Genomic DNA, 15,323 nt, shown 5'->3' with positions numbered 1-15,323 from the left:
ATACTGACGAAGGCGATCCCTGGCAGAAAGCCCGCTTTTTAGCGGACTTTCTGCCATTTACCCGTGACGAGCGCCACCGGAACGCTCAGATAAGCATTTCCGGCCTGAACAGCGCGCTCAGATTCATTGTCTTGCCCGACACCATGAACTCCCCCTTCCCTGTATAGTGAATCGTCTCAGGATGTTCCAGTGATGTGGCCACATGCGCCTTCACGACCTCGAAAATGAAAAAATTGTAGCGTTCCACCAGCACATCATCATACAAACAGCACTCAAAATTCGCATAACATTGCTGGATCAGCGGGGCATCAACCTCATCGGCTTCCTGTGCCGTAAGATTAAATTCGGCAAACTTATCGATGTCAGCGCCGGACGTGTTGCCGATTCGCACGACCGTCTCGGCCAAATCCGTCAGCGGAACGTTGATCACACATTCCCGGCTATGACGGATCATCTCAAAACTGTGGTTGCCGCCCGAAATCATCAGCCCGACCAGCGAGGGAGAAAATTCCAGAACGGTATGCCAGCCCAGCGTCATGATATTGGTCTTCCCGTTCCATTTGGATGACACCAACACAACCGGGCCCGGTTCTAAATACCGGCGAACCTGACTGACCGGATAATCAACTTTAGTGATAGCTAAGCTCATAAGATGACTCCTGTTAAAGTGTTCCACAAAAACAGGCCACACTGCTGCGGCAATACCTGAGCAGTTCTCGCGCTACAGCATACTCTCTCTCGTCATATCGCAAAAAATTAACCATACTAATAAAATGGTTTTATGACCGTAATCAGGGTTCCGCGATTCACCTCTGGCAGGCATGACCGTCTGACCTACACTTTTAACAATAGAATTTCAGGCAAACCACAACAACTCAGTGCAGAGGACATTATGGTATCTCTACCTTTTACCCGCTCACTGCGGTTTACGACGGGCACCGAGCTGGAACTCCAGTTAATCGACAGAAACGATACCAGGCTGGTGGATAAAGCGGATATCGTGCTGGCCGATATGGCGCACACTCAGCAAATAAAGCATGAGCTAACCAAGTCAATGATTGAACTGAACAGCTCAGTACACTCTTCGGTGTTTAAACTGCATGAAGAATTATCTTTATTAGCCTGTAACGTCAGGGAAGTCGCCAGAAAACACGGCTGCGATGTTACCGGCGGCGGCCGCCATTTAGATGGCGACTGGCGAGAACAGGTGATTAGCGATTTACAACGTCATCAAAATCTGGCCGTACGCTATGGCTACATCACCAAAATGGCCTGCGTATTTGGGCAACATATTCATATTGGCGTTCAGGATGGCGATGACGCCATTTATCTGTGTCATGCGCTTATTCCCTACCTGCCCCATTTAGTTGCACTCAGCGCCTCTTCGCCGTGGCTGGATGGCGTGGATACCTCTTTTTCAAGTTCCCGCTTTACCGGGCAGAACGCCTTTCTGAACAGTGAACTGATTGAAAACATCTATAACTGGGACGAGTTCGTCGTATTTTATAACGAGATGATCAATGTCGGGATCATTAAAAGTATCAAAGATATTTACTGGTACGTCAGGCCACAGCCTGCTCTGGGCACAATTGAAATCAGAATATGCGATATGCCGCTGACAATATTTCATGCCGCAATGCTCACAGGCTATAGCAAAATACTGGCTCAGTATCTGTTAGCCAACCGGACAAATATCGTCAAAAAACATCATGCTATTGAAAAATACAATATCTTTAACGCCCGGCGCGATGGCTTACAGGCCAGCTACGTCAACACGTTAACCAGACAGCGTCAGTCGCTGGCGGGTCAGATATTGCAGACCGTAGAGAACCTGTCATTACGCACCCACAGTGATGAGGATAAGTACGTTCTGCAATATATTGCCCGGTATGTCAAAAAGGGCATCAATGATTCAGACAGAATACGCAGTATGATTAAACGCGCGGTGGACTTAAACACCGTCATGGAACGTATGCGAAAGATGCTGCTATCAGCACCAAAGAATTATAAAAAATGATGCACGCCAGGGCCGAAAATGGTTATTCGGCCCTTTTATCAGGCAACTGTAGTAATACGTTCCCGATCGTTACGTTTTGCCTTCTCGCTTAAGGGGCCGGAGACATCATCTCGTCCAGAATGCTACTGACCTGTTTCCCGCTCATATTCCGATACCCGCATTCTTTTATTTTCGGAATTCGTTTAGGCAATCCCTTCGCTATTGATTCCGCCTGCTCTCAGCGTCAAGCGCACTTGCCTCGCTTATCACGTTACGCTTTCTGTGGCACTAAATGATTAACCCTCCTAACTAATTGGGTATCTATTAGCAATTTCTCTAACTGAAATGGATGATAATCATGGGATGGGACACAAGAAGCGCCGGAAACTGGGCAAAACATCACGCCGAACCGGGGCCAACGAATAACTGTGCATCGTATGTGCGCAAGGCCATAAAGGCAGGGGGCGTGACCGTAACAAACACGCAAAACGCCAAAGATTACGGCCCAATGCTGGAGTCTGCGGGGTTTAGAAAAATATCTTCAACGCAATCCCCCAGAGCTGGCGACGTGGTAGTGATTCAGCCTTACGCGGGAGGACACGCCGCCGGTCACATGGCTATTTACGACGGCCAGGATTGGTATTCAGACTTTAAACAGCGGGATTTTTGGGGCGGTCCTGGATACCGTTCGTCAAAGCCAGCGCATCAAATGTACAGGAAGGATTGATGAAAGCCCTTTATGTTGTTCTCATGATATTTGCAATTACCGCGTGCAGCTCAGGACGCGATAACGCAGAACGGCGTGTTTCAGATTTCTACACTTACTATCTAAACGTGTTTGCAAATAGTGAAGGGAAAATAAAGCCTGCGCCTGAAAAGATGGATGAATATATTTCGAAGGATACGCTAGCCCAACTAAATACTATCTCTCATATTTATGAGCAGGAGATTATCGACACCGATTACTATACATATGCGCAAGATTATTCAGCAGATTGGATCCCCTTATTGAAAGTTGGAAAAGCTAAAAACTGTTTTGGTGGTGAATACGTCGATGTTTGGTTGGGTCGACAAAACAATCAGACGTATCAAATTGGAGTCTACCTAAAAAGAGAGGGCGGCAAGTGGAAAATATACAGAGTGAAGAATGTTACCGCCGGTTATGAGCATTACATATTTGACGCGCACGCCATTGAGAAAGCGAAGCAACATGCTGCAACCACCAATTAAATAGGGAGATTATGACGGCCGCTAAATTAATCCCAATTCGCGGCCGACCTTAACAGTCATTATGCTTTTCTTTCGCTCTCCGGTGGATTCAACAACGTCAGCGCTACGGAATGTTTTATGATTCAGCCGTCGTTTAAGGATATAAGAGCCCACTCCCGCCAGCGTCAGTCGCTGGCGAGTCAGATATTGCAGACCGTAGAGAACCTGTCATTACGCACCCACAGTGATGAGGATAAGTACGTTCTGCAATATATTGCCCGGTATGTCAAAAAGGGCATCAATGATTCAGACAGAATACGCAGTATGATTAAACGCGCGGTGGACTTAAACACCGTCATGGAACGTATGCGAAAAATGCTGCTATCAGCACCAAAGAATTATAAAAAATGATGCACGCCAGGGCCGAAAATGGTTATTCGGCCCTTTTATCAGGCAACTGTAGTAATACGTTCCCGAGCGTTACGTTTTGTCTTCTCGCTTAAGGGGTCGGAGACACCATCTCGTCCAGAATGCTACTGACCTGGTTCATCACCCTTCCCGCCTCGGTAAGCCCGTTCTTTTCCTGCTCCTTCACCCACTCAGACTGAATCTCCTGGTATCGGGTGGCGGCTTTCCATTGCGCAACGTCTTCAGAGTGCAGGATTCTGACCGTCGCACCGCTTTTTTCCAGATCGGCGACTTGTGTGGTGAAGCTTTTATCCATTACGGAACCCAGGGATTGATAAGCGACGTCAGCGGCCCGCTGAATCGCCGCCCGATCGTCGCGGGAAAGGTTATCCCAGGTGTTTTTATTCATCACCAGCAGGTAAACATGCCCAAGCCAGAGATCCCGCGAAACCAGCACATCAGGCGCGAGTCGCTGAGCATTTAACGCATAGCCGCTATCCACATTCAACATTAATCCGTCGAGACTTCCGCTTTGTAAGGCTTTGTAGGTTTCATCTCCCCAGGGCATGGTCACGGCTTTAGCGCCGACATTTTTCAGAAACCCCTGGTGCCAGAAACTGGCGGAGCGCCACGTCCCCCCCTTAAGTCCTTCAGGATTATTCAGCGCGGTAGTGCTAAAAAAAGCCAGCGGATAGCCGGTCGCAATGAAAACATTCACCACATTTTCTTTCTTGAGTTCAGCCGAAAAATCCGGGATATCCGCATAAACGCGGCGAAAGAAAGCAACCTGCTTTTCCCCAGCAGGGCCGACGGGGAAGCTTTTAAAGATTTGCTGCAATGGTAATGCCTTAGCCGCATATTCAGGTACAACAACGGCCATATCCGCTTTGTCCCCCTTTCCCGCCATAGCCAGAGCCGTATAACCATCACTTAGCTCACCTCCCCAGTGCGCCTCTACCTTCAGGCGGCCATGCGACTCTTTTTCGATTGCGGGGAAAAATACGTCATTGATAAAACGAGTGCGCATTCCACCCAGCGGTTCATGGTCGCTGTAGATTAGGGTTTGCGCAGCCGAAGACGCACCGGGAAACATTAGCATCGCAAACAGAACGGCAATGCATTTTCGTCCTGGTATAGTGGTGGGCATTTCTCTTATCCTTTTGAGAATCATGATGATCGCAGTCGCTGATGAAGCTTAAACAACGGGTTCAGACAGCCAGCGCTGCCCTTCGGTTTTCATTTGCTGTTCGAGCGCACTACCGCGCGTTGCGAATACACGCGTGACCGGAAATCCGCTTTTTTCCAGCAGGTATGCCAGCGCGGCGTATTCTCGCGGGTATTTTGCTACCGTGCTTTGATCAATATCGACCACGCCCAGCGGGAAGGTAAAACTCCCCATGTCATAAATGCTCTGGCGTCTGAAGAGTTTCCACACGCCATCGCGTTTTTCTGCCATATCGTAAAAGCGATTATGGGTCACCATCCCCAGATTCAGCTTCACATTCTCGCCGATGATCATGGCATTGGTTTCTACAATGGCGCGGTTGACGCTGCTATTGAAGGTCACTACCGGCGTGCCAATCAAATGCTTGGTGCGGATATCAGAGGCGCCCATACGCATTGAGCCGTCAACAAAATCGCTCGCCAGCCCTTCAAACCAGGTTATCTCAATGGTACCATCCGGGTGAAACAGCCCGCGAAGTTGCTCCCATTCGCCCAGATCGCGATGCATCCAGCCAGTGAGAAGATCGGTAATTTGCTGACGATCCGCCAGGTGATTGTGCATGATTTTTACTCCAGCCAGTTAAGTGGATTCAGTTTCCTCGCCATTAACGTTAAAATCCAATAGATAAATCTTACAGATTATTCAGTTTAGATGAATGATGAGGCCATCGTATGGATCTGCGCCACTTACGCTATTTTCTTGCCGTTGCACAAGAAGGACACTTTGGCCGCGCCGCCGAAAAACTCAATATCGTTCCTCCCGCGCTGAGCATGCAGATCAAGGCGCTGGAAGAAGAGTTAGGCGGCCCGCTGTTTATTCGTACCAGCCGGAAAGTTGAGTTAACCGAAGCGGGAAAATTGTTGCAGACCGAAGCGCAACGCACGCTTGAGCAGGCGGAACATGCCCGTCTGACAGTACAACGGTCGATGCGCGGAGAAACGGGTCTTGTGCGCGTTGGCTTTGCTGGCAACGCGGTGTTCAGCGGCAAATTGACAGAAGATCTGCGCGCCTTTCGCCAGGCCTATCCCGATGCGGAACTGGTTGTGTGCGAAATCGCACCGTTGCTACAAGCGGATGCCATTTTGAGCGGCCAGCTCGACATTGGTTACACACCCGATCACCATAACGTACGCCAGCCAAAATTAGCGGCTGAAAAAATAGGCCTCTGGGGCCGGATGGTCGCCATCGCCGACGATCATCCGCTGGCTTGTGAAACCCATTTGACGGTAGATATGCTGGCTGAAGAGCCCCTCATTTTCTACGACACCCACCGTGCGGATGAGCCGCTTTATATGATGCTCACAGAGATTATGGGTCATGTTCCGCACGTCGCCCATTGCACCTCCAGCACGCTCAGCGTACTGGCTCTGGCCGCCGCCGGGCAAGGGCTGGCGCTGGTGCCTGAACCGCTGATGCACATCGCCATTCCCGGCCTGGTCTATCGCCCTCTCGACGCGCCGGAATTATCGGCCAATCTGATGCTGCTCAGCAGAAAGAACGACAATAACGGCGCGGTAAAGGCTTTTCTGGAGATTGCGCGGAGAAACGTCAGAACCCCGTCAGACCCGCGCTGATATTTGTCGGCATCCCGGAGCGGCGCTCCAGCGCCTCGTTGACGCGATGAATGTCAACGCCGTCGCCCTTCATAAAAGTACGCATCACCGGCGTGATCGGCAGCGGTACTTTTTTGTCAGATTCAAATTCAGTGCGATTACGCGATAACGGCTCATGCACTTCAATCCAGCGACTGCCGTCCGCTTCGACGGTGGTTTTCACCGGTTGATCGATAATCTGCACGCGAGTGCCCACCGGTACATTGTCAAACAGGTATTTGATGTCATCGTTACGCAACCGGATGCACCCCTGGCTCACGCGCAGCCCAATACCGAAGTTCGCATTTGTGCCATGAATGGCATACAGCTTACCGATATAAATTGCATACAGCCCCATCGGGTTATCCGGCCCGGCGGGGACAAACGCGGGCAGACTTTCGCCTCGTTTAGCATATTCACGTCGGGTATTCGCCGTCGGCGTCCAGCTCGGCGCCTCCTGCTTACGCTCTACCGCAGTCACCCAGTTACGTGGGGTTTCTCGCCCCGCCTCGCCAATGCCAATCGGCAGGACATCAACGGTATCGCCCCCTTTCGGATAGTAGTAAAGACGCATTTCCGCCACGTTAACCACAATGCCTTCACGCACGGTATCCGGCAAAATAAGCTGCTGCGGCACCACCAGCGTCGAACCGGACTTCGGCAAAAAGACGTCCACATCGGGATTCGCTTCGAGCATATTGCTCAGCCCTTGTCCGTACTGCGCCGCAAACGCTTCCAGCGGTTGAGTATTATTGTCCGGGACGGTTATCGTCAGCGGGTTACCGACCAGAAGACTCCCTTCTGGCGGTAGTGGATAACTTACCGCCAGCGCGCTCTGGCTTGCGAACAGCAGAATAAAAGAACAAAACAATTTCACACGAGGCACCATTTCCCTTTCCTCAAATCGCAGCAGATGTCGGTTAATTATAGCTTTTTTATCGCCTTTCCGACGTTAACAGCGAATGAGCGCCACCGAAGGGAAACGATACGGCTTATCTTTATTTACCATCCGGCAGGACAATATTACTTGCCGCCAGTTGCCCCATATTGCGGTACATCGCGCAGGCAGCTTCAACGATGGGCATTGCCAGCGCTGCGCCGCTGCCTTCGCCGAGACGCATTCCCATATGCAGATACGGCTCCAGCTCCAGGTGCTCCAGCGCAATCCGCGCCCCCTTCTCTGCTGAGAAATGCGACGGAATCAGATACGGTTTAATTTCCGGCGCAATCTGACACGCCGCCAGCGCCGCAGAATAGGAGAGAAAACCATCCAGCACAACCGGCAATCCACATGACGCGGCACCCAGCATCACGCCCGCCATACCGACCAGGTCAAAACCGCCCACCTTCGCCAGCACCTCAACGCCATCACGCGGATCGGGCCGGTTCACCGCAATGGCGCGGCGCACAACCTCAACTTTATTGCCAATTCTGGAGAGCGGAAGATTCGCGCCAATCCCCACCACATCTTCGGCATCGCTACCGGTCAGTACACTCACAATCGCCGCCGCAGGGGTGGTATTCGCCATTCCCAGTTCGCCAACGCCAAACAGCGTCACGCCGCTTTGCGCCAGTTCGCGGGTGTAGCGCATCACTTCCAGCAGCAGTTCTTCGGCCTGAACGCGGCTCATCGCCGGGCCTGTCGCAATATTCCCGCACCCACGCGCCACGCGCATATTCACCACGCCGGGGATCGGGTCGGCATCAATCCCGACGTCAATCACATGGACTTTTGCCCCGGCCTGAGCAGCCAGTACGCAAACACCGGTTGTTCCCTGCGTCATGTTGGCCGCCTGAATGGCGGTGACAACTTTCGGCGAGACCGCAACCCCTTCATCCCACACGCCATGATCGGCGCACATCACCAGCATCGCCTTCTTACCGACATGCGGAGTGCCGTTGAGACCGGGCATCCCCGCTAACTGTACGGCCAGCGCTTCCAGGCGCCCGAGGCTGCCCGGCGGTTTGAGCAAGCCGTCGATGTGCTGCCGGGCGTGCGCCATTGCGTCGCTGTCCGGTTTGGGAATGTCACGGAGTAAAGAGGTTAACGTCTGCATAAGGGTTCTCATCGTGTTGGCTGGCTCACAGCAGAGCCAGCAGGAAGATCAACTCGCCAAGTTCAATCGCCGCACCCAGCGTATCGCCGGTTTGCCCACCCAATGTGCGTTTTAATAATTGTCCAAGAATAAAAATTGCCGCCAGAGTGATCACCAGCGCAGCGACCCCGCGCATCCCCGGCATGAGTATCGCCGCGAGAATAGCGGTTAATCCCAGCGTAACGCAGGTTTGTCGCCCGGTAACTTTGCCGATAAACACGTTGCCCAGCCCTTCTTCACGGGCATAGCGATGACGATACATCAGCAATACGGCGACACCGCGCCCCGCCGCGCAGGCCATCGCCAGCGCCGCCAGCATCGGCGTGCCTCTCAGCGCCAGTTCGCTAATCACCAGCACTTTCGCCAGCAGGACAAAAATCAACGCCAGCCCGCCGTGGGTGCCCAGGCGGCTGTCACGCATAATTTCCAGCATCCGCTCCCGGCGGCGGGCGGAAAAAATACCGTCACAGGTATCCGCCAGACCGTCGAGGTGAAAACCGCCGGTCAGCAGCGCCAGCGTCAAAACGCAAAACAGGGCCGCCAGTGGAATGCCGCACCAGGACTGAAGCGCCACAAACACCAGGCCGCCAATCGCGCCCAGCAGCATGCCGATTAGCGGGAATGTCACAATACCGCGGGAATACTCCTCAAAATCCAGCCCCTGAGACCAACGGGTCGGAACAGGCAAACGCGAAATAAAAGCGAGCATCGCCCAGAACAACTTACTCATTTAATTTTGACTCCAATACCCGATACCACCAGCCAGACCTCATCCGCCGCCGCAGCCAGACGCTGATTGACGCGCCCGGCGATGTCGCGAAAATGTCGCGCCAGACGATTTTCCGGGACAATGCCCATGCCCACCTCATTGGTCACCAGAACCACCTGAGCCGGACAGCGCTGACAGGCGTCGATCAACGCGCGAATTTCGTCTTCAATCGCCTGCTCCATCGCCGCGTAATCCCAGTTGTCCGGGTCCGTATCGCCACCCATCGCGAACAATAAATTGGTCACCATGGTCGTGATACACTCCAGCAGAATGGCCTCTTCGGGGGCGTTATCTGGCGTAATCAGCGCATCAAGATGCCGCCAGCATTCCGCTGTTCGCCAGTGCGGCGGTCTGCCATCCCGATGGTGCTGAATTCGCGCCGCCATCTCCTCATCAAAAATCTGCGACGTGGCGATGTACAGTACCTGCGGCGAATCCGCGATTAACGCCTCCGCATGGCGGCTTTTCCCGCTGCGCGCGCCGCCAGTCACCAGAATCATCATACGGGCTCCCGGTGCTGTTGCATGATGGTATAAATTTTCTCAATATCGATGTGTTGTCGCATCGCATCCGCCAGCAGATCAAACTGCTGCGATTTATATTGCGCGTAATGGAAGGCGTGATCCAGCGGCGTCAGCCCCTTACGCACGCGCAGGCCATTGACCAGCGCCCGCGTGAACGCATCACTGTCGAACAAGCCATGAAGATAGGTGCCAAAGACCAGTCCGTCGTCCGTTACCGCGCCGTCAGCGATAGCGTTTTCGCCTTTGCGTAATGTCATGGCTGGCTGGCATTGTGCATTCAGTGTCGTCTCGCCCATATGAATTTCATACCCGCGCACCGCCAGGCCAGACGCCGCCGCCAGCCATCCCGGCAGCGCAGAGGCCATCTGCCCTTCAACCTGCGTGGTGGTTTTATCCTGCGCGAAATGCGTGACGGTATTAAGCAGCCCAAGACCGGGGAGCGTGCCCAGCCCGGACTCCACCTCATCAATAATGGTGTCGCCCAGCATCTGATAGCCGCCACAGATGCCTGCCACCGGTACGCCCTGACGATGCGCCTGCAACACGCCATGCGCCATTGCGCTTTCACGCAGCCAGACCAGATCGCCAAGCGTATTTTTGCTGCCCGGCAGGATTATCAGGTCCGTGCCCGCCAGTTCTTCAGGATGGCGCACATAGCGCACGCGAACATCCGGCTGCGCCGCCAGCGCGTTGAAATCGGTGAAATTCGAGATGTGCGGCACCTGAACAACGGCAATGTCGATATCACGCCTATCGGTACGCAGGTATTTGCCTTTTTGCAGCGCCACGCCATCCTCATCTTCAAGATCGACCTCCAGCCAGGGCATCACGCCCAGAACTGGCACGCCGGTCAGCGCTTCAATTTGTTCAATGCCGGAGTAGAGCAGCGTCACGTCGCCGCGAAACTTATTGATGATCACCCCTTTCACTCTGGCGCGTTCACTATCATGCAGCAGCGCCAGCGTACCGTAGATAGAGGCAAAAACGCCGCCGCGATCGATATCCGCCACCAGAATGACCGGGCATTGCGCCATTTCCGCCATCCCCATATTGACGATGTCGCGGTCACGCAGGTTTATTTCCGCCGGGCTACCGGCGCCCTCCAGCACCAGAACGTCATATTCTTGCGCCAGACTATTGTAAACCATGAGGATCTGCTCACGCAGACGCGGCTTATATTCATGGTAGCTAACCGCGTCCATATCGGTGGCGACTTTGCCCATCAACACCACCTGCGCTTTCCGATCGCTGGTCGGTTTCAGCAGAACCGGATTCATCCGCACATCCGGCGCAATCCCCGCCGCTTCCGCCTGGAAAATCTGCGCGCGTCCCATCTCTTTGCCGTCCGGCGTGATGCCGGAATTCAGCGCCATATTCTGTGACTTAAATGGCGCCGTGCGCAGGCCATCCTGATAAAAGATGCGGCACAGCCCCGCCACCAGCACACTTTTACCTACATCTGATGCCGTTCCCTGCAACATTACTGCCTGCGTCATGACGCCTCCTTCAGCGCGTTCTCTCGCATACGCCCAAAAAATTCTTCTTCCGTTTTACACAGCGGCAACCCCAGTTGCGCATGCAGTTTGACCAGCCACGGTTGCGTCAGCCCGGCTTGTTCGATCAGTTCAGTGCGTGCAAACACCTCCCCCGGCTCACCGTATGCCAGTACCTCGCCACGGCGCAGCACGTAAACGGCATCGCTGACTTCATAAATGAGATCAATATCATGGCTGGAAATAACCACATGATTCCCCTGCGCCACAATCCGCTTGATGATCGCGATCATCTGCGTGCGCCCGGCAGGATCAAGCCCGGCAGTGGGTTCATCCAGCAGCAGGTAGCGGGCCTGCAACACCATCGCGCCCGCAATCGCCACGCGTTTTTTTTGCCCGTGGCTTAAACACTGGATCGGCTGATGACGGAAATGCTGCGCATCAACCAGGGTCAACGCATCGTCCACGCGGCGGGCAATCTCATCCTCAGCCACGCCTAGATTTCGCAGACTAAAAGCGATATCGCTGTCGATATCGGTATAAAAAATTTGTTGATCGGGGTCCTGAAAAACGGTTGCCACCTGTTGGCGCAGCGCCAGCAGCCCGCGCTTACTGTAATCCAGCGCTTTTCCCTGCCACAAAACCTCGCCTTTTTGCGGGCGCAGTAAACCGCTCAGGTTCATAAATAGCGTCGATTTTCCGCAGCCGTTCGCGCCCACCAGCCCGGTAACCGCATGGGGGGAGAAATCCAGCGTTAGCCCCTTGAGCACCTGCTCATCCTGATAGCGAAACCAGAGACCGGAGGTGGCAAGCATACGAATCCTTACAGGTGAAAATCACCCTGATACAGTTTGATATCAAGCACGGTGGTCATTTGCTGATAGCGGATAAGCACACGCGTAAACAGCAAACCCACCAGCATTGCCAAAGAACGATAGCCTTTCGGCAAACTACGATAGCCAAAACGCAGCGTTTGCGCGCGATGAATGGCCAGCGCTTCGTCTAACAGGATAAAAATAAAGCGCCATGTCAGCAGGATCTGCTCGGTCAGCAGCCGTGGCACATGCGCGCGCTTAAGCAAAATAATCAGTTGCGGAAACGGCAGATTCAACACCAGCCAGAACGTCGCCGCCAGCGCGCTTAGGCTGCGCCAGAAGGTTTCATTGGCGGTATTCAACCCTGACGAAGTCACCCCCAGCCAGTAATCGCCAACCGGAACGCTTGCCAGTAACGAGTGAGGATCGCGGCTCACGCTGAATAAAATCGTCACCACGCCCACGCTTAAAAAGCCAAACGGTATCGCCATCCAGCGACACCAGCGCCAGAACGAAATCCGCAGCAGCCAGCAGCTCAGCCCGGCGATGAGCGCCAGTTCAATACCCTGCCCCAAAGGAGGCAGGGTAAAGGCCAGAATCATCATCAGCAACCAGAGCAAAAACTTACGCACCGGCGTAACATGAAGCCAGCGGCTCTGGTAGCTGAGTCGATCAAGCCCGGTCATCACGGCGCTGTCTGCCTTTGCTGTAACCGAGAATATAGAAAATCACCGCCGCGCCAAGCGAACCTTGCAGCGTAAACAGCAGGCTTTCAATTTCACCGCTGGCCGGTTCATACAATGGCTGGAACCACGGTTCATAGTGCGGCGCCACCACCTGGATCTGGCTTTCCGCTTCGCCGTCAGAGCCACCGAACTCACCGCCATGATCGATAAAAAACGGCAGGATCACCAGGGCAATCACCATAGCTAACAATATCAGCGTCTTTTTCATCTTAATGTCCTTGTGCGGTAATCAACCGGCGTTTGGTCAACTGGTCGTAAATCATGACGGTCAGCAGCCCCTCCGCGATTGCAATGGGGATCTGCGTCAGGCAGAAAATCCCCATAAATTTAATCACTGAACCCATTGCTCCAGCCTGCGGGTCCGGGAACGCCACCCCAAGCTGCACCGACGTCACGAAGTACGTCACCAGATCCGCCAGCATGGCGCAAAGAAAGACGCCGACATCGCGGCGCAGCCCGGCGCGGCAGGCCATTTGCCATACCAGATACCCGACAACGGGGCCGATAACCGCCATCGACATCCCGTTCGCACCCAGCGTGGTCAGGCCGCCATGCGCCAGCAGCAGCGCCTGAAACAGCAGCACAATCGCCCCGAGGATCGCCACAACGCCTGGGCCAAATAAAATCACCGCAAGCCCTACCCCTGTCGGGTGCGAGCAACTACCTGTAACAGAAGGAATTTTCAGCGCCGACAGCACGAAGATAAACGCCCCGCACAATGCCAGCAGCACCTTCTGGTTGTTATCTTCCTGCACGATACGGCGCAGGCGCACCAGTCCGTACCACAGGCACGGTAAAAACAGCACCCACCAGGCCAGCGCCCACATCGGCGGCAGGAATCCCTCCATGATATGCATGGCGAACGCCTGTTCCGGGACAACCATCAGCAATAACGCCGCAGCTAACCCGCTGAAAGACAGCTGTTTTAGCTGTTGTTCAAGTTTCATTCTGCATACTCCCACTGTTTGTTGACCAGAATGGTCGAAAAATAGGGCAGCGGCTGCTCGTCGCTGACCTCATTCAGGTGACGCCAGCACTGCTCACCGGGCAGCGTGGCTTCCGCCATCATCAGGGCGCACTCCAGCAAACCTTCCTGTTGCAGCAATGCTTTAATGCGCGCGAAGCGACCGTAGACCTTCATCAGCACCAGACTGTCATGCTGTCTTAACGCCTGCTGAATTGTCTCTTCCGCCGCAGTGCAGGAGATCACCGCCAGCGATTGTTGTTCCATCGCCAGCGGCGTTTTCGCGCGGGCGGCAATGGCGGCAAACGAGGTAACGCCAGGAACGATTTCCAGCCACGCCGGGTTGCCGATCCGCTGGAGTAAAAAGACCCAGGTGCTGAACAGCATGGCATCGCCAAGGGTGATAAATCCCACCTGTTTACCCGCCTCCACTTCCTGAACCAGCGCTGCGGCTACCTCATTCCAGACGGCTTCTTTTTCCGCGCTGTCGGCGCTCATCGGAAAGTGGCAGCAGCGGACTTCCGTCTGCTCACCCAGATATTCACGCACAATAGAGAGCGCCAGACTGTCGCCGCCTTTGCGCCCTGCCGGAGCGTAGAGGATATCGAGCGAGCCAAGTATTCGCGCCGCGCGCACGGTGATCAGATCGGCTGCGCCCGGCCCGGTGCTTAACGCATACAGCTTTCCGCTCATGCCGCTTCCTCCATGGCCGTATTCAGCGCCTGTTGCAGATGCGCCACGAACATGGCGCGTACCGCCGGATTCTCCCCCAGACCGCTCAGCCACGGCGTCGCCGGGATGCCTGCGGCGTTGAACTGCGTTTTCCAAGAGTCCTCTTCATCGGAAGCCATATCGTTAATGGCATGATCGCCGGCGACAAGCATCAGCGGCATCAGATGCACCGCCGTTACGCCTTCCTGACGTAAGCTCCCGATGAGAATATCCACCTCCGGGTAACTCTCGACCGCTCCCACACGCGCCGGAAAACGCTGCGCCGTCATCATATGGTCCAGACACGCATAGGCCGCAAACGCGTGATGGCTGGCGCCGTGCCCCATAAACACCACTTTCTCCGTCGCGCCAAGCGTCGGCATCTGCTGCTGTAAAGCCTGCATCAGCTGCGCGTAATCGGCATGGCTGCTCAACAGCGGCACGCCGAGCGTAAGACGGGTAAATAACGGGCGCAGAGTCTGAACTTCACGCACAATTTTTTCGTATTCGTCGCCGTTAATAATGTGCAGGGACTGAATCGCCACATCCTGATACCCCTGTTCAGCAAGCTTCTGCAATGCCTGAAGCGGCGTATCGATTTCAATGCCGTCACGCTGTTTGAGCTTGCGGATAATCATCCCGGAGGTGAACGCGCGAAACAGATCGCGATCCGGGCAGCTGGCTGCCAGATCGCGTTCGCAGGCCACAATGTTCTTCTCACAGGTGTCGTGATAGCTGGTGCCAAAACTCACCACCAGAAGCGCTTTTTTCATCT

At 54.3% G+C, this 15,323-nt stretch carries 19 protein-coding genes; 5 read left to right on the top strand and 14 right to left on the bottom strand.

Translation table 11 applies throughout. The features are described 5' to 3' along the window. Nucleotides 1–85: 85 nt before the first annotated feature. The gene (locus tag FD428_RS08450) at nucleotides 86–649 is read right to left on the bottom strand and encodes a flavin reductase family protein (RefSeq protein ID WP_110494086.1); all 564 of its coding nucleotides are present in this window, start codon (nucleotides 647–649) and stop codon (nucleotides 86–88) included. 243 nt (nucleotides 650–892) lie between these two features. Between FD428_RS08450 and FD428_RS08445 the strand changes: the two genes are divergently transcribed. The 4 genes from FD428_RS08445 to FD428_RS08430 all read left to right on the top strand — a co-directional run bounded on the left by FD428_RS08445 (nucleotide 893) and on the right by FD428_RS08430 (nucleotide 3,616). Continuing rightward, nucleotides 893–2,017, top strand: coding sequence for a YbdK family carboxylate-amine ligase (locus FD428_RS08445; protein WP_162790482.1), 1,125 nt, complete (start codon nucleotides 893–895; stop codon nucleotides 2,015–2,017). Nucleotides 2,018–2,354: 337 nt separating this feature from the next. After that, nucleotides 2,355–2,723, top strand: coding sequence for an NlpC/P60 family protein (locus tag FD428_RS08440; RefSeq protein ID WP_024130212.1), 369 nt, complete (start codon nucleotides 2,355–2,357; stop codon nucleotides 2,721–2,723). Further along, nucleotides 2,723–3,226, top strand: coding sequence for a YbjP/YqhG family protein (locus FD428_RS08435; protein WP_012131801.1), 504 nt, complete (start codon nucleotides 2,723–2,725; stop codon nucleotides 3,224–3,226). The genes FD428_RS08440 and FD428_RS08435 overlap by 1 nt, the downstream gene beginning before the upstream one ends. Nucleotides 3,227–3,343: 117 nt before the next feature. Continuing rightward, nucleotides 3,344–3,616: a hypothetical protein gene (locus FD428_RS08430; protein WP_049011709.1), complete on the top strand. Its 273-nt coding sequence runs from the start codon at nucleotides 3,344–3,346 to the stop codon at nucleotides 3,614–3,616. Between the two features lie 88 nt (nucleotides 3,617–3,704). Here the strand turns inward: FD428_RS08430 and dctP are convergent, their stop codons facing one another. Both dctP and FD428_RS08420 read right to left on the bottom strand, forming a co-directional pair. Further along, entirely contained in the window at nucleotides 3,705–4,760 is a 1,056-nt protein-coding gene (gene dctP, locus FD428_RS08425; RefSeq protein ID WP_168190565.1) for a TRAP transporter substrate-binding protein DctP, read from the bottom strand. 48 nt (nucleotides 4,761–4,808) lie between these two features. Continuing rightward, nucleotides 4,809–5,399, bottom strand: a complete 591-nt coding sequence (locus tag FD428_RS08420) for a nuclear transport factor 2 family protein (RefSeq protein WP_114848170.1) — start codon at nucleotides 5,397–5,399, stop codon at nucleotides 4,809–4,811. 110 nt (nucleotides 5,400–5,509) lie between these two features. On the opposite strand from FD428_RS08420, the gene FD428_RS08415 reads away from it, so the two are divergent. After that, complete coding sequence (locus tag FD428_RS08415; protein ID WP_114848171.1) at nucleotides 5,510–6,412, top strand: LysR substrate-binding domain-containing protein; 903 nt, start codon at nucleotides 5,510–5,512, stop codon at nucleotides 6,410–6,412. Here FD428_RS08415 and ldtA read toward each other — a convergent pair. From ldtA to FD428_RS08360, 11 genes are all read right to left on the bottom strand, one after another. After that, nucleotides 6,387–7,319 (bottom strand): L,D-transpeptidase, encoded by a 933-nt coding sequence (ldtA, locus tag FD428_RS08410; protein ID WP_137675735.1) that lies wholly within the window; start codon nucleotides 7,317–7,319, stop codon nucleotides 6,387–6,389. The genes FD428_RS08415 and ldtA overlap by 26 nt on opposite strands. Before the next feature lie 109 nt (nucleotides 7,320–7,428). Then, entirely contained in the window at nucleotides 7,429–8,487 is a 1,059-nt protein-coding gene (gene cobT / locus FD428_RS08405; protein WP_047462767.1) for a nicotinate-nucleotide--dimethylbenzimidazole phosphoribosyltransferase, read from the bottom strand. Nucleotides 8,488–8,512: 25 nt separating this feature from the next. Next, the gene (cobS, locus tag FD428_RS08400) at nucleotides 8,513–9,256 is read right to left on the bottom strand and encodes an adenosylcobinamide-GDP ribazoletransferase (RefSeq protein ID WP_114848172.1); all 744 of its coding nucleotides are present in this window, start codon (nucleotides 9,254–9,256) and stop codon (nucleotides 8,513–8,515) included. Next, nucleotides 9,253–9,798, bottom strand: a complete 546-nt coding sequence (gene cobU, locus FD428_RS08395; protein WP_047462761.1) for a bifunctional adenosylcobinamide kinase/adenosylcobinamide-phosphate guanylyltransferase — start codon at nucleotides 9,796–9,798, stop codon at nucleotides 9,253–9,255. The genes cobS and cobU overlap by 4 nt, the downstream gene beginning before the upstream one ends. Beyond that, nucleotides 9,795–11,315: a cobyric acid synthase gene (locus FD428_RS08390; protein ID WP_114848173.1), complete on the bottom strand. Its 1,521-nt coding sequence runs from the start codon at nucleotides 11,313–11,315 to the stop codon at nucleotides 9,795–9,797. The genes cobU and FD428_RS08390 overlap by 4 nt, the downstream gene beginning before the upstream one ends. Then, entirely contained in the window at nucleotides 11,312–12,127 is an 816-nt protein-coding gene (locus FD428_RS08385) for an energy-coupling factor ABC transporter ATP-binding protein (protein WP_012131791.1), read from the bottom strand. The genes FD428_RS08390 and FD428_RS08385 overlap by 4 nt, the downstream gene beginning before the upstream one ends. 8 nt (nucleotides 12,128–12,135) lie before the next feature. After that, on the bottom strand, nucleotides 12,136–12,813 hold the full coding sequence (locus tag FD428_RS08380) for an energy-coupling factor ABC transporter transmembrane protein (protein WP_047462753.1): 678 nt from the start codon (nucleotides 12,811–12,813) through the stop codon (nucleotides 12,136–12,138). Continuing rightward, complete coding sequence (locus FD428_RS08375; protein ID WP_012131789.1) at nucleotides 12,800–13,081, bottom strand: energy-coupling factor ABC transporter substrate-binding protein; 282 nt, start codon at nucleotides 13,079–13,081, stop codon at nucleotides 12,800–12,802. Before FD428_RS08375 ends, FD428_RS08380 begins: the two co-directional genes overlap by 14 nt. A gap of 1 nt (nucleotide 13,082) precedes the next feature. Continuing rightward, the gene (cbiM, locus tag FD428_RS08370; RefSeq protein WP_012131788.1) at nucleotides 13,083–13,820 is read right to left on the bottom strand and encodes a cobalt ECF transporter S component CbiM; all 738 of its coding nucleotides are present in this window, start codon (nucleotides 13,818–13,820) and stop codon (nucleotides 13,083–13,085) included. Further along, complete coding sequence (locus tag FD428_RS08365) at nucleotides 13,817–14,530, bottom strand: cobalt-factor II C(20)-methyltransferase (RefSeq protein ID WP_012131787.1); 714 nt, start codon at nucleotides 14,528–14,530, stop codon at nucleotides 13,817–13,819. The genes cbiM and FD428_RS08365 overlap by 4 nt, the downstream gene beginning before the upstream one ends. Next, nucleotides 14,527–15,321: a sirohydrochlorin cobaltochelatase gene (locus tag FD428_RS08360; RefSeq protein WP_012131786.1), complete on the bottom strand. Its 795-nt coding sequence runs from the start codon at nucleotides 15,319–15,321 to the stop codon at nucleotides 14,527–14,529. The genes FD428_RS08365 and FD428_RS08360 overlap by 4 nt, the downstream gene beginning before the upstream one ends. Nucleotides 15,322–15,323 lie beyond the last annotated feature (2 nt).

The sequence above is a fragment of the Citrobacter sp. TBCP-5362 genome (genome assembly GCF_005406305.1).
GTDB lineage: Bacteria > Pseudomonadota > Gammaproteobacteria > Enterobacterales > Enterobacteriaceae > Citrobacter_B > Citrobacter_B koseri.
Note: the sequence above shows the minus strand (reverse complement) of the source record. Positions and strands in the feature narration are given on the sequence as shown.